Raw genomic sequence first — 17432 nt, forward strand, 5'->3', positions numbered from 1 at the left:
CTTGGCGGTGGCGGCGCCGGTGACCTGCGCGAGCCGGGTCGAGGCCTCGCCGCCGCGGGCCAGTGCTGCGGCCACGAGCCCCAGGGCGGGCACCAGTTCGGGCCGGTTGCGGCGCAGTCCCCCCAGGATCGTGGGCAGGGTGCCGCGCAGGGCGGGGTAGTCGGCCCGGTAGAACGGCGTGCGCGCGACGACGGAGATCAGCGTCTCCCGGAGGGCGGCCTCGTCGACGTCGACGCTCGCCGGGCCGTCCAGCCCGACCGCCACCTCGCGACGAACCGCGCGCGCCAACCTCGCGAGCTCGGGAGCCAGGTCCTCCGCCACGATCTGCCGTTTGAGCTCGGCGGACTGCGCGTGCACCTGCTCCTCGGCACCGGGGTCGCCGGTGTAGCGCCGGGCGAGCTCGGACAGCCGGGCCTCGCCGGAGGCGTCGACGAGCAGCTGATCGATGAACCGCAGGGCGTCGTAGCCGGTGGTGCCGTCGACGGGCATGGCGGGTTCGAGGACCTCGGGTGGGGTCGATTCGGTACCGGGCGCGAGGATCTTCTCGACCAGCAGGACGCGGTCGTCGCCGGCGAGTGCCCGCAGCCGTCGCGCGTACCCGACCGGGTCGGACAGTCCGTCGGGGTGGTCGACGCGGATGGCGTCGACGAGGTCCTCCTCGCACCAGCGCCGCACCTCGGCGTGTGTGGCCTCGAAGACCTCGGGGTCCTCCTGGCGCAGCCCGGCGAGCCCGGTGACGGTGAAGAACCGCCGGTAGCCCAGCAGCGGCTCGCGCCAGTGGACGAGCCGGTAGTGCTGGCGGTCGTGGACCTCCCGGGCGGTGCCGTCCGCGGTGCCGGGGGCCACCGGGAACCGGTGGTCGTAGAAGTGCAGCTCGGCCTCGCCGGAGGGCGAGTCTCCGGGGGCGACGACGACGAGGTCCGCCACATCGTCCGGTGTCCCCAGGACGGGGATCGCGATCCTGCCGTCGGCCCCGTTCGCCTCCTCGGTGTCGAAGTCGAAGAACGAGAAGTGCGGCGAGTCGGGGCCCCGCCTCAGCGCGTCCCACCACCACGGGTTGGCGGCCGGCTCGTCCACACCGAGGTGGTTCGGGACGATGTCCACCACCAGGCCCAGCTCGTGGGCCCGGCACGCCGCGCGAAGGGAGCGCAGTGCGTCGATCCCGCCGAGTTCGGCCGAGACGGTGGTGGGGTCGACGACGTCGTAGCCGTGGGTGGAGCCGGGAGTGGCGGTCATGACGGGCGAGAGGTACACCGCGCCCACGCCGAGGTCGGCCAGGTAGGGCACGAGCTCCTCGGCGTCGGCCAGGGTGAAGCCTCGGCCGTCGGGGTCCGAGGCGGGGGTGCGCAGCTGGAGGCGGTAGGTGCTCGCCAGCGCGGCGCCCCGGCTCGGCCCGGCCCCGGTCCCTGTTTCGTCCTCGGCGGCCATGCTCAGCTGACCTTGCGCAGCACGATCGTGCCGCGGTCGGCCACGGTGATGGTGCCGTCCGAGCTCAACTCGTCCGCGCGCTCCTCGAGATGGTCGGCGGTGTCCAGGACGACCTCCCACTTCTCGGCGTAGTCGGCGCCGAGCAGGGAGAACTCGATGGGCTCGTGGTGGGCGTTGAACAGCATGAGGAACGAATCGTCCACGATCCGCTGACCGCGCACGTCCGGCTCGTGGATCCCCTCACCGTTGAGGTACACGGCCATGGACTTTCCGAACCCGGAGTCCCAGTCCTTGCTGGTCATCTCCGAGCCCTCCGGGGTGAACCACCCGATGTCCTGCGGTTCCTCCTCACCCCGCAGCGGGGAGCCGAAGAACCGGCGGCGACGGAACACGGGGTGGTCCTTGCGCAGCTGGACCAGGTTCCGGGTGAACTCCAGGAGGTCCTGCTTCTCCTCGTCCAGGTCCCAGTCCATCCAGGAGATCTCGTTGTCCTGACAGTAGACGTTGTTGTTGCCGTCCTGGGTGCGGGCGATCTCGTCGCCGTGGGCGATCATCGGCGTGCCCTGCGACAGGATCAACGTGGTGAGGAGGTTGCGCCGCTGGCGGTGGCGCAGTTGGACGACCTCGGGGTCGTCGGTGGGGCCCTCGACCCCGCAGTTCCAGGAGCGGTTGTGGCTCTCGCCGTCGTTGCCGTCCTCACCGTTGGCGTCGTTGTGCTTCTCGTTGTAGCTCACCAGGTCGTTGAGCGTGAAGCCGTCGTGGGCGGTGACGAAGTTGATCGAGGCGTTGGGGCGGCGACCGGTGTGCTCGTACAGGTCCGAGGACCCGGTCAGTCGCGAGGCGAACTCGCCCAGGGTCGCGGGCTCGCCGCGCCAGAAGTCGCGCACCGTGTCGCGGAACTGGCCGTTCCACTCGGTCCACAGCGGTGGGAAGTTACCCACCTGGTAGCCGCCCTCGCCGACGTCCCAGGGTTCGGCGATGAGCTTGACCTGGCTGACGATGGGGTCCTGCTGAACGAGGTCGAAGAACGAGGACAGCCGGTCGACGTCGTGCAGGCCGCGGGCCAGGGCGGAGGCGAGGTCGAAGCGGAAACCGTCGACGTGCATGTCGAGGATCCAGTAGCGCAGCGAGTCCATGATGAGCTGCAGGGAGTGCGGGTGCCGGACGTTGAGCGTGTTCCCGGTGCCCGTGTAGTCCATGTAGTGCTGTTCATCGCCCTCGACCAGCCGGTAGTAGGCCTGGTTGTCGATACCGCGGAAGCCGATGGTGGGGCCCATGTGGTTGCCCTCGGCGGTGTGGTTGTAGACCACGTCGAGGATCACCTCGATATCGGCTTCGTGGAAGGCCTTGACCATGGCCTTGAACTCGCTGACCGCGTCGCCGGGCCGGTCGGAGAACGCGTACTCGTTGTGGGGCGCCAGGAACCCGAAGCTGTTGTAGCCCCAGTAGTTGCGCAGGCCCATGTCGATGAGTCGCTGGTCCTGCATGAACTGGTGCACCGGCATGAGCTCGATCGCGGTGACGCCCAGGTCGGTGAGGTAGTCGATGATCGCCGGGTGGGCCATCCCCGCGTAGGTGCCGCGCATCTCGGCGGGGATGTCCGGGTGCGTCGCGGTCATGCCCTTGACGTGCGCCTCGTAGATCACCGTGTTGTGGTACTCGTGCCCGGGGGCGCGGTCGTTGCCCCAGTCGAAGTACGGGTTGATCACGACGGTGGTCATGGTGTGCCCGAGGGAGTCGTCGGTGTTGCGCTCGTCCGGGTTGTCGAGGTCGTAACTGTGCAAACTCGGGTCCCCGTCGAAGGAGCCGTCGAAGGCCTTGCCGTACGGGTCCATGAGCAGCTTGGACGCGTCACACCGCAGGCCGTTCTCCGGTTCGTACGGACCGTGGACGCGGAACCCGTACCGCTGACCGGGCGTCACGCCGAACAGGTAGCAGTGCCAGATGTGGTAGTCGACCTCGACGAGCTCGATACGCTGTTCGCCGCCGTCGTCGTCGATCAGGCAGAGCTCCACGCGCTCGGCGACCTCCGAGAACAGGGAGAAGTTCGTGCCGGTGCCGTCATAGGTGGCCCCCAGCGGGTAGGGGGTACCGGGCCAGGCTCGGATGAGCTCCGGGGCGGACTGCGTCTGGTCGTCTTGGGTCACCCGACCCAGGGTAGTGCCTGAGGGCTGTCCGGACGTGGCCGTGCAGGCGGAGGCGGGTCACAGGCTGTCCCCATCACCACCAGCCGGTCGCGGGCCCCAGCTGACGCGCCAGCTCCCCGGAGGCGGACCGGACCCACGAACCCGAGAGGTGGTGGGAGTCGTGGTAGACGATCACGTTGCCGACCACGGCGGGGCAGTCCTCGGGGTCGCACAGGCCGTCGGTGAGGTCGAGCAGCCGAACCGAGTCGAGGCCCGCGGCGGCGATCGCGGCGGGGTTGATGGGGGAGATGGAGCGCTCCCGCGGCATGCCGCACTCCTCCGGGGTGCCGCCGGCACCGAGGCAGTCGCTGGCGCGGATGGGTCCGCGTCCCTGGTTGAGCCACGGGGTGTCGCGGATGGCGATGACGCCGATGCCCTGCTCGCCGAGCGCGCGCCACAGGTCGACGTATTGGCGCGGCGTGACGTCGGGGCCCACGACCCCGACCGGGCGGGTGGCCGTGGTGAACACGAAGTCGGGATCCAGTCCGACGAGGGCGGCGAGTGCCTCCGGGGTCCACTCCGCGCAGCTCTCGTACAGCGGTTCATCGCCGTCGGAGACCGAGGCGTCGAGCGTGAGGGGGCAGCCCATCTTGAGGACGGTGACCACCCGGAAGCCGTAATGCCGGCCGACCTCGTCGAGGCCGCTGATCCAGTGTTCGGCGTGCGACCCGCCCGTGAGCGCGATGGTGCGGGGGGAGGTGACGTCGCCGTACACGCACATCTCGACCTCCGTCGACTCGAAGGTCGAGATGCAGCCGTCCATGGTGCTGGCGGGGAGGTCGTTGCCGACCTGGAGCAGGGAGGGTACGTAGGGGGCGTCGTCGGGTGCGGGGACGCCCTCGAAGAACGCCCGCGCTCCGGGGTGGTCCGGGTCGGTGAGGGAGTCGACGTACGGGACGGACGAACGGGAGCCGGAGGTGGCGCTCCACCAGCCGACGGTCCCCAGGCTGGCGACGACGGCGACGACGACGACGACGCTCGCCCCCACGAATCGCTTCTGCTCACGGGCCGAACGGGCCGGGCCGCCCCGCTGCCGGTCGCGTGCCGCCGCCGCCGGGGTGGTGCGTCCCCGCGCCCGGCTGGCCATGCGGAGCGGGCGCTCGACGTACTTCTCGGTGAGGAGCGCCAGCACGAGCGAGACGACGATGATGGTCAGGCCGGAGACCAGCGTGATCTCGGCTTCGCGGTCGTGGGACAGCCACAGGATGAGCAGCGGCCAGTGCCACAGGTACAGCGAGTAGGAGATGTCGCCGAGCCGCCGGAACACCCGTCCGGACAGGAGCCAGGTGACGGGGTCCTTGGCCGGGGTGGCGCGCTGCCCGACCGGGAGGTTGCCGCCGAGGATGATGAGCAGGGCGCCGCCGATGGGGTACCAGGCGAGCGGGCCGGGGAAGTGGGCGGCGCCGTCGAAGAAGAAGCCGGTGCTCACCACCAGGAAGAGTCCGGCGACGGTGGTGAGCAGCCGCAGGGGCCACGGCAGGACGATCCCGGCCAGCAGGATGGCCACCAGGCCACCGATGAGCAGTTCCCACATGCGGGCGCCGGTGTCGTAGTAGTTCCACGCCTGGTTGTCGGCCTGTCCGAGGACGGCCCACCACACCGAGGCGGCGGTGCCCGCGGCGACGATGCCCACGAGAAGCCACTTCGGGGTGCCCCTGCGGACGATCAGGCGCCAGAGGGCGGTCCCGCCCAGGATCACAGCCAGGGCGACCAGATAGAACTGGCCCTGCACGGACATGGACCACAGGTGCTGCAGCGGGGAGATGGTCGCGTCGGCGGCGGCGTAGTCGGACGCGGTCAGCGCCAGTTCCCAGTTCTGGTAGTACAGCAGCGAGGCGACGGTCTGCTCGAAGATCGTCGACCATTGGGTGGGCGGCTTGATGAGCACCGTGCCCAGCACCGTGGCGGCGATCGTCACCACCAGCGCCGGATACAGCCTGCGGACCAGCCGCTTCAGGTGGGGAAGCGGGGAGAGCGGCGTGCCGGGGTCGCCGGCGCCGCGCAGGAGCGAACCGAGGAAGAAGAAGCCGGACAGGGTGAGGAAGACGTCCACGCCGCCGGAGACGCGGCCCATCCAGATGTGGAAGACCACCACCAGCGCGATCGCGAGGCCACGCAACCCGTCGATGTCGTGTCGGTAGGCCATCTTCCCGCGGCGCCGCCCAGCGGGCGCGGGAGGAGAGATGGTGGCCACTGGCGGGTACTTCCTGACGTGTCGTCCGGTGGGTCGGTGGGGGCCCGGCCCGGCGTCCGGGCACCGTGCCGTACACCGGCGGAGCCGGGTCCGATTACACCACAACGGGTCGGCACCACCGGCGTTGGTACAGTCCGTGCGCATGACCAGCCCGTCGTCGTCGACATCGTCGTCCCCGCCGTCGTCGACCACGGCCCCGCACCGCGGCGGTGCGGCCCGATTCGCGGCGTCGACCCTGCTCGGCGTGGTGGGCCCGTTCGTGGTCGCGCTGCTGCTGTGGATCGTCGCGGCGCCCCGGGCGGAGCTGTTGTCGGTGGGTGACGGCCGGGGACTCCGGCTACCGGACTCGGGGGTGGACGGTGGCAGTCAGCTTCTCGTGTTCATCGTCCTGTCGGGGTTCGCGACCGTGTGTGCGGTCATGGTCCTGTGGCGGCGTCACCCGCACCTGCGGCGGCCGGATGGCGTCCCGGCGCTCGTGCTGCTGCCGGGTGTGGCCTGCGCGATCGCGGCTGCGGCCGCGACGCCTCTGGCAGACGTGGTCGCGGCGCCCCCGGATGACGTCCCCTACGGCGAGGTGGTCCGGCAGGCTCCGGCGGTCGGGAGTCTGTTCTTCGACCGCATGGTCTTCGGCACGTCCGGCCCGTCATGGGACTGGTTCCCGCCGGGTCTCGACTGGGTGGTGTTCGGGGTGATGATCGCGGCGTTCACGGTGGCGGTGCTGGCGTACCTCGACGACCCCGAGGCACCCGTCAGCCCACCCCCGCCGGCGGCCGCAGCGTAGCGAACTGGTCGGTGATCCGGAGGCGCCGTTCTGCGAACGTGTACAGCGCCGCCGGCCGGCCGCCCGTGGGCCCGGGGGGAGCGCTGCGTCCGCACCGCACGAGCTCACCGCGGCGGGTCAGGACGCGCTGGAGGTTGGTCGGGTCCACCGGGTGGCCGAGGGCGGCGCCGTAGAGCTGCGCGAGGTGCGACAGCGTGAACTCCACGGGCGCCAGGGCGAACCCCAGGGTGGAATACGAGAGCTTGGCGGCGAGGCGGGCGCGGGCGCGGGCGACGATCTCGGCGTGGTCGTAGACGGTGTCGGGGAGATGGTCGACCCGGAACCAGGCGGTGTCGTCGGGGATGGCGGGATCCGCATCGCTGGGCAGGACACCGAGGAATCCGGAGGCGAACACGCGCCGGCCGGGTATGCGGGCGGGGTCCGAGAATTCCGCGACCGATTCCAGGTGGCTGAGCGAGCGCACGTCGACCTTCTCGGCGAGCTGCCGGGTGGCGGAGGCGGGCAGGTCCTCGTCGTCGCGGACCTCACCGCCGGGTAGCGCCCACCGGCCGGCGGCCGGCCCGAGCGAGTGCTGCCACAGCATCACGTGGAGCGCCGGTGCGGTGGAGCCGGGGGTCGGCCGGACCTGGGTCACCACGACGAGCACCTCGTGACCGGTGTTACACTGCATCATGTTTTCGATTGTAAGTCGAAAACGGGGCCGGTGGCGTATCGGCCCGGAGAAACGACCCGGGAGGGGGCAGCGATGAGCACTGCCACAGGACACGGCACCACGGTCGCGCCGCGGCCGGACACCACCGTCGGGCGGCTCGACTCGCCCCTGGCCGCGAGGATCCGCCATGACGGCTCGGTGTACACGGGCGTCGAGCCCGACGCGGAGTGGGCCGCCGAGATCCGCCGCCTCGCCGCCGAGCGCGACGCGGTGATCCTCGCCCACAACTACGAGGTCCCCGCCATCCAGGACATCGCCCACCACGTGGGGGACTCCCTGGCCCTGTCGCGCATCGCCGCGGAGGCCGAGCAGTCGACCATCATCTTCTGCGGCGTCCACTTCATGGCGGAGACCGCCAAGATCCTCTCCCCGGAAAAGACCGTCCTCATCCCCGACGAGGCCGCGGGCTGCTCACTGGCCGATTCCATCACCGCAGAGCAGTTGGCCGAGTGGAAGTCCGAGCACCCGGACGCCGTGGTGGTCTCCTACGTCAACACCACCGCCGCGGTGAAGGCCCTCACCGACATCTGCTGCACGAGCTCCAATGCGGTCGAGGTCGTCGAGTCGATCGACCCGGGCCGCGAGGTGCTGTTCCTTCCCGACCAGTTCCTCGGTGCGCACGTCCGGCGCAAGACGGGCCGCGAGAACGTCCTCGTGTGGGCGGGCGAGTGCCACGTCCACGCGGCGATCAACGGCGACCAGCTCACCGCCAAGTCGGAGGCCCACCCGGGCGCCGAGCTGTTCGTCCACCCCGAGTGCGGCTGCGCGACGAGCGCCCTGCACCTGGCCACCGAGGGTGCGGTCCCCGCCGATCAGGTCAAGATCCTGTCCACCGGAGGGATGGTTGACGCCGCCCGCGCCTCGGGGGCCAGCGAGGTCCTCGTGGCGACCGAGATCGGGATGATCCACCAGCTGCGCAAGGCCGCGCCCGAGATCGACTTCCTGCCGGTCAACGACCAGGCCAGCTGCCCCTACATGAAGATGATCACCCCGGCCGCGCTCCTGCGCGCCCTCGTCGAGGGTGCCGACGAGGTGCACGTCGATCCCGCCACGGCCGAGGCCGCGCGCGGGTCCGTCGAGCGGATGATCGCCATCGGCAACCCGGGGTCGGGGGAGTGAGCGGCGCTGCACCCGGGGCCGACGACGACGAGCTCTTCGATCCCGACACCCGTGCGGACGCCCTGATCGCGGTCCGTCGTGCCCTCGAGGAGGACCTGCGATACGGCCCGGATGCCACGTCGCTGGCGACGGTGCCCGCGGACGCCCGTGCCACGGCCCGCCTCGCGACCCGATCCGACGGCGTCGTGGCCGGGCTGCCGCTGATCGACATGGTCCTGGCCGAGGTGCTCGGCCGGGCCGAGCCGGGGCGGGCGGACTTCTCGGTGACCCTTCTCGCCCGCGACGGCGACCGCGTCTCGGCCGGCGACGTGGTGGCCGAGATCAGCGCCCCGACACTCGGTCTGCTCACCGCCGAGCGGACCCTGCTCAACCTCGTCTGTCACCTGTCGGGGGTGGCGACCGCGACCCGGGCGTGGGCCGACGAGCTCGCCGGCACGGACTGCGCCGTCCGCGACACCCGCAAGACCATGCCCGGCATGCGACTGCTGCAGAAGTACGCGGTGCGCTGCGGCGGCGGGGTCAACCACCGACTGGGCCTCGGCGACGCAGTGCTGGTCAAGGACAACCACGTGGTGGCCGTCGGCGGGGTGCTCCCGGCGTTGGCCGCGGTCCGCGAGCGCTTCCCCGACCTGCCCTGCGAGGTCGAGGTGGACTCCCTGGAGCAGCTCGACCAGATGTTGGACGCGGGCGTGGACCTGGTCCTGCTGGACAACTTCCCCGTCTGGCAGACCCAGATCGCGGTCCAGCGCCGCGACAAGGTCTCACCGGCCACCCGGCTGGAGTCCAGCGGCGGGCTGACCCTCGACGCGGCCGCCGACTACTCCCGCTGCGGGGTGGAGTTCCTGGCCGTGGGGGGCCTGACCCACTCCGTCGCGGTGCTCGATCTGGGGCTGGACATGTGAGGTACGCCCCACCGCCGCCTTCGGGCTCGGGCGACGGGCCGCGGTCCGCGTAAAGTCGAGCACCATGACGGGGTTCTGGGACTCAGGCGAGAAGAGCACGGCATCGGAACGACGATTGCAGCGGATGGAGGAAGCCCGCCGCCGCGTGGAGGCCGGGGAGAACACCTCGCCGCCGCCTCCGCCCGCACCCGCCAGGAGCACCCGGCCGACTCGGTCCGCCCGCACGGCCAAGGCCCCGACCGTCGATCCGCTCGCGGTGACCGGCGCGCAGTTCGCGGTGTGGCGCAGCGTCCAGCACTTCTGCAGCACCGACTCGACGCCCGACGCCCGCGGCGCGAACCTCGACCTCTTGGTCGCCTGGTCCGACTCGATCCAGCCGTTCCGGCTCCGGCAGCGCATCGTCGCCCGCCTGGACAACGAGGGCGCCTGGCTGCCCGTCTGCTACGCCAAGGACGGCGCCCGCGAGCCCATCACGCAGGCCCAGGCGGAGCGCTACCGGGAGGCCCGGATCGGTGAGACCACCCTGTCCGGCGGGGCCCAGAAGCCGCTCAAGGACACCGACCACCCGGACGAGACGCTCACCCTGTAGTCGTCCCTGTCGCGCCCCGACCCCGCCGGCCGGGGGTCAGCGGTCCCCGAGCGCGAACCGCCGCCCCTCGGGCTGCGGGCCCGTCGCGAGGACGATCTCCTCGGCTCCCGCCTTCGCGGCCGCCGCGTCGGTGGTCTCCTTGGCGGCGGTGACCTCGTCGTCGTCGTTGTTGTCATTGCCGTCGTCGTGGTTACCACAGGCAGGGTCCCCCTCGCCGGTGGCGCGGACCATCTCGCCGTCGCCGGGCAGGGGATCGACGGCCACGATCGTCCCCTCGTCCAGCAGGTCGATGATGGCCGTGCGCGCGGCCCGGGCGTAGCGCAGGTTCCGTAGGGCCGGGGTGTCCGACTCGGGCGCGGACGGATCCACGTCGACCAGCCGCAGCGGCTCGCCCGATGGCGCCTCGTACGCCTCGCAGACGGATTCGACGAGCTCGTCGAGCGCCAGGCTGTCCCGCTCGCCGAGCTTGTCCACGATGATCATGCGGGCGCGCTCCAGCGCCGGCGCCTCGGGCTCGGTCGCGGTGTCGATGGCGGTTCGGATGGTCTCGAGTGAGGTCATACCCCGAGCCTGCCAGCCCGGGCGACGACGTGCAGCCGGTCAGCAGGGCCGGTGGGCGTCGTGTACCTCCGATACCACCGTCACCACCACGTCCTCGATCTTCCAGCTCAGCTCCGCCAGCCTCCGGCGCACGTCCGCGAGCCGCTCGACGGTGATCTCCCGGCCGCGGGCCGGGACGAGGAACGCCTCGACGTGGAAGACGTGCCCCTCGTCGCGTACCCGCGCGCCGTGGTCATCCGCCCAGTCGACGCCCGCCAGCAGTTCGTCGATCCGGTACACGAGCGGGTGCGGGTCCGTGCCGTCGAACCGGGTGGGTCGCGCATCGGCGAGTCCCTCGATCGCCCCGCGCAGGTTTGACCACCCGTCCCGGACGATCGACGCACTCACCACGAGCGCCGCCACCGCGTCCGCCCACCACAGGCCGAGCGAGATGCCCAGCACACCGACGATGGTGGCCAGTCCGGTCTTCCAGTCGGCCCGGTTCATGTCGGCGTCGGCGTAGAGCACCTTGTCGTGCAGCGCCTCGGCGGGACCGGTCTTCATGCGACCGAGGATGAGCGGCCCGATGACGGACAACGCCATCACCGCGATCATCAGCCACCCGGACCAGATCACCTGCCCGCCGATCACCACGACCCCCATCGGCGGGCGTTCACGGGTCAGCAGAGCCGTTCCGGAATCGACGACGAGGAACGCCCCCATCGCGAGCAACGCCACCCCCGCGACGAGGTGCCCGATCCCGACGGAGCGGTGCCTGCCGTAGGGGAAGCGGGCGGTCGGCGGCATGCGGGAGACCCGGATCGCCACGAGGAAAGCGATCGGCGGGAGCAGCGACAGCGAGTCCTCGATCCACGCGGCCTTCATCGCCTGCGACTGGCCCGACACCGCGTACACCGCAGCGACGGTCACGGTCATCACCGCGAGGGTGGCCCACTCCAGGCGGATCGCCCGGCGCAGCGCTTCCCGCTGCTCGACGGGCAGGTCGTCGCGACCGAGCCCCGAGGCCACGCCCGCCACCTCGCGTTCGCCCCGGCCCCTGTCCCTCTCGTCACTCACGATGCACCCCCGGCCTCGGCGAGGTAGGTCTCCAACGCCACCAGCAGCGCGTTCTCCCCGAGCGGAGTGGCCATCACCATCTTCTCGGTGTCCCCGTCCGGGGTGACCTCCTCGGTGTACGGCCTCGTCAGTGCGACCTCCTTCTCCCACGGCGAGTCGGAGGTCAGCCCACCCACGACCACATCGAGGTCACCGCGGGCCATCGCCATTGCCAGTTCGCTCTCCGCGCCCGGCGTCCACTCGACGTCCGCGGCGTGGGCTCCGGCGAAGCCGGTGACGAGGTCGACCTCCCGACCGGCGACGCGGCCGTCGTCGTATACCTCGGTCCACGGTGGGTTCTCCGACACGCCCACCCGGAGCACGCCGTCGGTGATGCGCGCGAGGCTGCCGTCGGTGTCCTTGGGTATGGGTCCGCCGCATGCGGCCGCGAGGGTGGTGACGGCGGAGGTGAGAACAACGGCGACGACGCTGCGGGCGGTCGTCGACACCGGGCTGCGGGACGGACGACGCACGACGGGATGGCTTCGGACCTGCACGATTCCCCCTCCGCGTGGAGCAGTTCAGGACGAGATTTCCACCAGGACGCCGGGGATCTCGGCCAGCAGTTCGCGGGCGAGGAAGCCGGTCGCACCGATCCGGGCGGACAATCGTTCCCCTGCCCGCCCATGGCTGTGGGTCGCCCACGCGGCGGCCTGGGCGGGTTCGGCGCCCCGGGCGAGCAGCCCGCCGATGAGCCCGGCCTTGACGTCACCCGATCCCGAGATCCCCAGCCCGAACGAACCGGTCTCGTCCCGCCAGAGTCGGCCGTCCGGGGCGGCGATCCACGACGTCGCGGTGCCGGTCACCACCACGGCCCCCGCGCGCTCGGCCAGCGCCACGGCGTGTCCCGGGGTGTCGGCCTCCACGTCGTCCTCCGGCACATCGAGGGTCCGGGCGAGCTCTTTGGGGTTGGGGCTGAGGACCGCGCGGCCGTCGAGGTGGGCGAGTCCGCCGGGGTTCTCGGTGACGTAGGCCATCCCCAGCGCGTCAAGCACGAGGGTGGTGTCCAGCCGGGGCACGACGTCCGAGAGCAGTTCCACCGCGGCGGCCTTCTCGCAGATCCCGGGGCCGAGCACCACGGCGTCACACCCCGCGGCGAGCTCGACGATCGTGTCCGCCCCCGCGGCGGTGAGTTCCCCGGCGTCGTCCTCGGGCAGACCGATCGATTTCGACTCGGGGATGTGGATCGCCAGCGACGACGACACCGACCCGGCGGTGGCGATCTGTAGTTTTCCGGCCCCGCACCGCAGCGTCGCCTCGGCGGCCAGCAGCACAGCGCCCGGGGTGGACCTGCTGCCGCCAGCGACCAGCACCCGCCCGCGGCCCTCCTTTCCACCACCGGGGGAGGGGAGCGCCCAGTCCCGCAGCGCATGGTGCGTGAGGACCGACTCGCTGCTCACCTCGCCGCTCATCTCGCCGCCTCCTCGTTCCCTGAAGGCGACTCCCGCGTGGTGGGCGCATGGCCGCGCTCCACGGCCGTCGTGTCGGCATAGCTATGCAGCTCGAGCCCCGCGCTGCCGGGGTGGTGCCCCACCGATTCGTGCCGCCCCGGGCGGTGCTGCCTCGGTGCGAGCTGCCGCTGGCGATAGATCGTCACCGAGCAGTTGGGTAGCGGGTCCTCGCGGTCGACCCGGAGGACCTCCTCCTCAGCCAACTGCTCCAAGGCAACCCGGAAACACATGATCACGGCCTGGTGGCTGAAGACGCAGACCCGCTCGCCCGCGTACTGCTGCCGGAGGTCCGTCAGCAGATACCGCACGCGCAGCAACACGTCGGTCCAGCTCTCACCACCCGGCGGGCGGTAGTAGAACTTGCCGATCCGGTCCCGTCGCTCGGCCTCCTCCGGGTACCGCTGCCGGATGCCCCGGCCGGTGAACCCGTCGAGGATCCCCAGGTCGCGCTCCCGAAGTCGCTCGTCGGTGAGCAGCCTGGTGCCACTCGCCCGACCGCCCGCCGCGCTGCCGCCGGCCGCCTCGAGCGCAGCCGTGGCCGTGTCCGCCGCACGGCGATAGGGCGAGGTGAGCCACACCGTCGGCAGGGCGTCCTCGGGTAATCCGCCGAGCCAGGCGCCCACTGCCCGAGCCTGTCCCACTCCCGACTCCGACAGCGGGGTGTCGGCATCACGGTGGTCCAGGTCGAGACGGTGGGCGCCGGCGGCACGGGCGTTGTCATTGGCGACGTTGCCCACGCTCTGACCGTGGCGGACCAGGAGGAGTCCGGCGAGTTCCGTCACGGCTCGAGGACCACCTTCACGGCGCCGTCCTCCTTCTTCTGGAACATCTCGTACGCGCGGGGCGCATCGGCCAGCGGGAGCCGGTGGGTGGCGAAGTCGTCGACGCCCAGCGGATCGTCGTCGGTGAGCAGCGGCGTGATCTCCGGAACCCAGCGCTTGACGTTGGCTTGGCCCATCTTCAGGGTGATCTGCTTGTCGAACAACGTCAGCATCGGAATGGGATCGGCGGTGCCTCCGTACACTCCCGAGAGCGAGATGGCCCCACCGCGGCGCACGATGTCGATCGCCCCGTAGAACGCCCCGAGGCGGTCCACCCCTGCGTGCTCCATCATCTTCTTGCCGAAGAACTTTGGCATCAGCCCGACGGCGGCGTGCGCAGCGCTGGCGACCGGCGAGCCATGCGCCTCCATCCCCACCGCGTCGATCACGGAATCGGGCCCGCGGCCGTCGGTCATGTCGCGGATCGCATCGCCGATCTCGCCGGGAACGTCGGTCGGATCGAGGACCTCCACCCCCCGGTGGGCCTGACGGGCCCGGCGCTCGGCCACCGGGTCCACGCCGATCACACGGTGACCACGGTGGGCGGCGATCCGCGCGGCCATGTCCCCGATGGGCCCGAGGCCCAGTACGACGACCGTGCCGCCGTCGGGGATCTCGGCGTACTCGACGGCCTGCCACGCGGTGGGAAGGACGTCGGACAGGTAGAGGTAGCGGTCATCGGAGTGCTCGTGCGGCACCTTGATGTGGGTGTTCTGGGCCTGCGGCACGCGCAGGTACTCGGCCTGACCGCCGGAGACGCTGCCGTACAACTCCGAATAGCCGAACAGCGCGGCGCCCATACCCTGGTCTCGGACCTGCGTGGTCTCACACTGGGTGTTCAGGCCCTTGTCGCACATGTAGCAGTGGCCGCAGGAGATCTGGAAGGGCATCACCACGCGGTCCCCGGGCTTGAGCCCGGTCACCTCGGCACCGACCTCCTCGACGATTCCCATGGGCTCGTGACCGAGGATGTCGCCCTCGTTCATGAAGGGACCCAGCACCTCATACAGGTGTAGATCCGATCCGCAGATGTTGGTGCTCGTGATCTTGACGATCGCGTCGGTGGGCTCCTGGATCTTCGGATCAGGAACGTCCTCGACGCGGACGTCGCGCTTGCCGTGCCAGGTGACTGCCTTCATGTGCGGGGCTCCTCTCTGGTCGTGCCATGCGCGTTCACGCATGCCTCCGACGGTAATAACGGAGGGCAGCGTCCGCATCCGGTAACCGGGGGCCGCGGGTCGCAGGACGCTCAGGACAGCGCAGTGTGGTCGGGACATCATCGCGTTCGGGAGACCGTCGGCGAACCGGGGCTCTCGCTTCGCGATACCGGATAAAGTGATCGTCATTCAGATCGGATCGGTCGGTTACCCGACCCCGTCGCTGGTGGTGACCATGAGTAGTCCGCCCAACGGACCCGGCTGGGGTAACGAGGGGTGGGGGCACGCCTCGTACGGAGAGCCTCCGCAGGATGCGCGTCGCTCTCCGGTGGTCTGGGCGCTCGGCGCGCTCATCGTCGTGTTGCTGATCGCCCTCGCAGGCACTGTCGGGTACCTGCTCGCGTCCGACGACGACCAGCCGGGCGCGGCTTTCGCACCCACGACGACCCCCTCCGAAGCGTGGACGACGAGGCAGGGCGCCCCCTCGGCCTCGACAGGGAACGGCACGCGCGCAGGAGTGGCGGGGGTGGGGCCGTGCGACCCGGACGAGATCGCGGCAGAAGCGGGTATCACCCGCCGGGATGTGAACATCGATCGGTGCCTGGGCGACTGGGCTCTCGCTCATGTGGACGTTCCGGCCGGCGAACCGGCCGGGGACACGCAGTACATCCTCGGTCGCGCCGACGGAACCTGGAGTCGCTATACCGGCATTCCTTCGGGGATCTGCTCGGATGATGCGGAGGGTGACGGGATGCCCGCCGAACTGGCCGCGTTCCTGAACGAGTGCCCGCGATCTGAGGGCGCGGCGGGGGATCTGGGCCTGGCCACACCGATGTCGAGGCCGGCCTGCGATGGCCGGGGAATCGTGGTCCTGTATTCGGCTGTCACGCCGGGGGCCTACTCGGAGGAGATCTCTTCCGCGCTGTCGAGGCACCCGGGGGCGTCCTACCTCCGTACCGACATGGCGTGCCCGTCCCTGCGTTCTCGCGATGAGAACGGCAATGTCATCTACGCGGTCTACCGGCCGTCGGGGTACACGCGTGGGGAATTGTGCAGCGATGTGCGAGCGGTGGGTCCGCCCGCGTACGGCCGGTGGCTGGACACCACGAGCGACCCGACCGAGCTCGTCACCTGCTGACCCGGAGGTCGGCCGGGTCGGAGACAGGGTCAACGAATGAGCAGCGGAATGTGTTGTTCATCAGTGGTGTTGGCCCCGTGGTGGCCGAGCAGGGATGACTCCATCTTCTCGAGCTGTGTACGCGCGAGAATCACCCCTCCGGCGGCGATGCCGATGACGTCGCCCAGACGATCGGCGTGGTCTCGGTCGGGTCCGAAGAGGTGCTCGTCGAGTGCCTGCTCACGACTGATCACCCGGGCTCGCCCGGCCAACTCTGATCGCCACGTGTCCAGGACATCGTCGGCCGATCCCGGTCGCGCGTAGACGTGTCGCACTCGGGGCTCGCCGGCAACGGTCTCGACGTCGGCGAGCAACGTCGGCGTCGCGTCTATGTCGACAACGGTTTCAGCAGTGACCATCCCGTGGTCTGCCGTCAAGATGAGCCTGCAGTCGCGGGGCAGGTCAGTCGCGAGGTCCGCGACGCACCTGTCCACTGCGCGCAGGGACTGCAGCCACTCGGGAGACCCTGGCCCGTGGACATGGCCGATGAGATCGAGGTCGCCGAAGTAGGCGTAAGCGAACCGTCGAGCGCGAGATGGCTGACTGAAGGTGTCGAGTATTCCCTGGCGGACTTCGTCAAGGGTGCTCGCCGCCCGATAGTCGCCCCCCGCCCGGAACGCTGCGCGGGTCAGTCCCGACTCGCGGAAATCCTCTCGCATGACGTAGGTGACATCGACCCCGTCAGCGGCAAGCAGCTCTAGAATGCTCGGCTGTTGTTGAACCTGTCGGGGCGGGAAGCGATCCATCGCCGAGGGGCCGCTCGACGATTCGACCGTCCACCGCAATGGATTGAACGACGCTGGCGGACCGCCGGACTCGCCGGAGATCCGGAAGCTGTATCCCACGATGCCGTGTTTGGAACACGGGGCACCCACCGCGAGGCTGGTCAGGCTGGTCGCAGTTGTCGAGGGAAAACCTGCGGAAATCATGCGGCTGGTCATCGCGGCGAGGGTGGGGGCCTCCTCGGCGTGCTGGCGGATGAGCTCCGCACCAAGCCCGTCGATGAGTACGAGTACTGCGTCCCGAGCCGGCGGTAGGTGCAGGGGGTTGCGAAGGTCAAGCCCCAGGGCCGCAGCAACTGACGGCATGACGTCGGCCAGTGAACCGTCAGACGGGTTGGCGGGGATCGCGCTCATCTCCTCACCATCCCCCAAAGACCCGCTCGGAGTGGGGGAAATCCGTGCCCCCAGGAGGTTCGGTTCACTCGGTGCGGCCCTCGTGGTGTCAGAAGGGTGGTGGGTCGATGAGTTCGTCGAGGC

The 17432-nt window shown here is 70.5% G+C and carries 16 protein-coding genes; 5 read left to right on the forward strand and 11 right to left on the reverse strand.

From position 1 onward, the window contains the following. The 3 genes from G6023_RS14590 to G6023_RS14600 all read right to left on the reverse strand — a co-directional run. A partial coding sequence (locus G6023_RS14590) for an alpha-amylase family glycosyl hydrolase (protein WP_241727881.1) occupies positions 1-1428 on the reverse strand: 1428 nt, incomplete at its 3' end. Positions 1429-1430: 2 nt separating this feature from the next. Further along, entirely contained in the window at positions 1431-3575 is a 2145-nt protein-coding gene (glgX, locus tag G6023_RS14595; RefSeq protein ID WP_182636184.1) for a glycogen debranching protein GlgX, read from the reverse strand. 73 nt (positions 3576-3648) lie between these two features. After that, on the reverse strand, positions 3649-5760 hold the full coding sequence (locus G6023_RS14600; RefSeq protein WP_187700231.1) for an acyltransferase family protein: 2112 nt from the start codon (positions 5758-5760) through the stop codon (positions 3649-3651). 190 nt (positions 5761-5950) lie between these two features. On the opposite strand from G6023_RS14600, the gene G6023_RS14605 reads away from it, so the two are divergent. After that, the gene (locus G6023_RS14605; RefSeq protein WP_182636189.1) at positions 5951-6589 is read left to right on the forward strand and encodes a hypothetical protein; all 639 of its coding nucleotides are present in this window, start codon (positions 5951-5953) and stop codon (positions 6587-6589) included. Here the strand turns inward: G6023_RS14605 and G6023_RS14610 are convergent. Continuing rightward, a complete protein-coding gene (locus G6023_RS14610; RefSeq protein ID WP_069389992.1) occupies positions 6558-7262 on the reverse strand; it encodes an NUDIX hydrolase in 705 nt (234 codons plus the stop codon). The genes G6023_RS14605 and G6023_RS14610 overlap by 32 nt on opposite strands. Positions 7263-7334: 72 nt before the next feature. Here G6023_RS14610 and nadA point away from each other — a divergent pair, with 72 nt between their 5' ends. From nadA to G6023_RS14625, 3 genes are all read left to right on the forward strand, one after another. Beyond that, entirely contained in the window at positions 7335-8420 is a 1086-nt protein-coding gene (gene nadA / locus G6023_RS14615) for a quinolinate synthase NadA (RefSeq protein ID WP_241727882.1), read from the forward strand. Next, the gene (nadC, locus tag G6023_RS14620) at positions 8417-9322 is read left to right on the forward strand and encodes a carboxylating nicotinate-nucleotide diphosphorylase (RefSeq protein ID WP_472986455.1); all 906 of its coding nucleotides are present in this window, start codon (positions 8417-8419) and stop codon (positions 9320-9322) included. The genes nadA and nadC overlap by 4 nt, the downstream gene beginning before the upstream one ends. Positions 9323-9386: 64 nt before the next feature. Further along, on the forward strand, positions 9387-9911 hold the full coding sequence (locus G6023_RS14625; RefSeq protein ID WP_067713851.1) for a hypothetical protein: 525 nt from the start codon (positions 9387-9389) through the stop codon (positions 9909-9911). 36 nt (positions 9912-9947) lie between these two features. Here G6023_RS14625 and G6023_RS14630 read toward each other — a convergent pair whose 3' ends face one another. The 6 genes from G6023_RS14630 to G6023_RS14655 are packed head-to-tail and all read right to left on the reverse strand — an operon-like array spanning position 9948 to position 14978. Beyond that, complete coding sequence (locus tag G6023_RS14630) at positions 9948-10472, reverse strand: hypothetical protein (protein WP_182636191.1); 525 nt, start codon at positions 10470-10472, stop codon at positions 9948-9950. A gap of 39 nt (positions 10473-10511) precedes the next feature. Beyond that, a complete protein-coding gene (locus G6023_RS14635; RefSeq protein WP_307872432.1) occupies positions 10512-11528 on the reverse strand; it encodes a cation diffusion facilitator family transporter in 1017 nt (338 codons plus the stop codon). Continuing rightward, positions 11525-12064 carry a transporter substrate-binding domain-containing protein gene (locus tag G6023_RS14640; RefSeq protein WP_347570784.1) on the reverse strand — a complete coding sequence of 180 codons (540 nt, stop codon included), beginning with the start codon at positions 12062-12064 and terminating at the stop codon, positions 11525-11527. Before G6023_RS14640 ends, G6023_RS14635 begins: the two co-directional genes overlap by 4 nt. 24 nt (positions 12065-12088) lie before the next feature. Further along, a complete protein-coding gene (locus tag G6023_RS14645; protein WP_182636193.1) occupies positions 12089-12979 on the reverse strand; it encodes an NAD(P)H-hydrate dehydratase in 891 nt (296 codons plus the stop codon). Further along, positions 12976-13800, reverse strand: coding sequence for a histidine phosphatase family protein (locus G6023_RS14650; RefSeq protein ID WP_182636195.1), 825 nt, complete (start codon positions 13798-13800; stop codon positions 12976-12978). Before G6023_RS14650 ends, G6023_RS14645 begins: the two co-directional genes overlap by 4 nt. Then, on the reverse strand, positions 13797-14978 hold the full coding sequence (locus G6023_RS14655; RefSeq protein ID WP_182636197.1) for a zinc-dependent alcohol dehydrogenase: 1182 nt from the start codon (positions 14976-14978) through the stop codon (positions 13797-13799). The genes G6023_RS14650 and G6023_RS14655 overlap by 4 nt, the downstream gene beginning before the upstream one ends. Positions 14979-15174: 196 nt before the next feature. On the opposite strand from G6023_RS14655, the gene G6023_RS16070 reads away from it, so the two are divergent. Then, on the forward strand, positions 15175-16134 hold the full coding sequence (locus tag G6023_RS16070) for a hypothetical protein (protein WP_254050468.1): 960 nt from the start codon (positions 15175-15177) through the stop codon (positions 16132-16134). 29 nt (positions 16135-16163) lie between these two features. Here G6023_RS16070 and G6023_RS14665 read toward each other — a convergent pair whose 3' ends face one another. Beyond that, positions 16164-17309, reverse strand: a complete 1146-nt coding sequence (locus G6023_RS14665; protein ID WP_067713865.1) for an alkaline phosphatase family protein — start codon at positions 17307-17309, stop codon at positions 16164-16166. Between the last annotated feature and the right edge of the window lie 123 nt (positions 17310-17432).

It is taken from the genome of Dietzia sp. DQ11-71 (assembly GCF_014144995.1).
Taxonomy (GTDB): Bacteria; Actinomycetota; Actinomycetes; order Mycobacteriales; family Mycobacteriaceae; genus Dietzia; species Dietzia kunjamensis.

What these genes read in the sequence shown, in the direction of transcription:
- G6023_RS14625 (WP_067713851.1), top strand. Translation starts at nt 9,387, where the DNA reads ATGACGGGGTTCTGGGACTCAGGCGAGAAGAGCACGGCATCGGAACGA.
- G6023_RS14665 (WP_067713865.1), bottom strand. Translation starts at nt 17,309, where the DNA reads ATGAGCGCGATCCCCGCCAACCCGTCTGACGGTTCACTGGCCGACGTC.
- G6023_RS14655 (WP_182636197.1), bottom strand. Translation starts at nt 14,978, where the DNA reads ATGAAGGCAGTCACCTGGCACGGCAAGCGCGACGTCCGCGTCGAGGAC.
- G6023_RS14630 (WP_182636191.1), bottom strand. Translation starts at nt 10,472, where the DNA reads ATGACCTCACTCGAGACCATCCGAACCGCCATCGACACCGCGACCGAG.
- G6023_RS14600 (WP_187700231.1), bottom strand. Translation starts at nt 5,760, where the DNA reads ATGGCCTACCGACACGACATCGACGGGTTGCGTGGCCTCGCGATCGCG.
- nadA (WP_241727882.1), top strand. Translation starts at nt 7,335, where the DNA reads ATGAGCACTGCCACAGGACACGGCACCACGGTCGCGCCGCGGCCGGAC.
- G6023_RS14645 (WP_182636193.1), bottom strand. Translation starts at nt 12,979, where the DNA reads ATGAGCGGCGAGGTGAGCAGCGAGTCGGTCCTCACGCACCATGCGCTG.
- G6023_RS14610 (WP_069389992.1), bottom strand. Translation starts at nt 7,262, where the DNA reads ATGATGCAGTGTAACACCGGTCACGAGGTGCTCGTCGTGGTGACCCAG.
- G6023_RS14605 (WP_182636189.1), top strand. Translation starts at nt 5,951, where the DNA reads ATGACCAGCCCGTCGTCGTCGACATCGTCGTCCCCGCCGTCGTCGACC.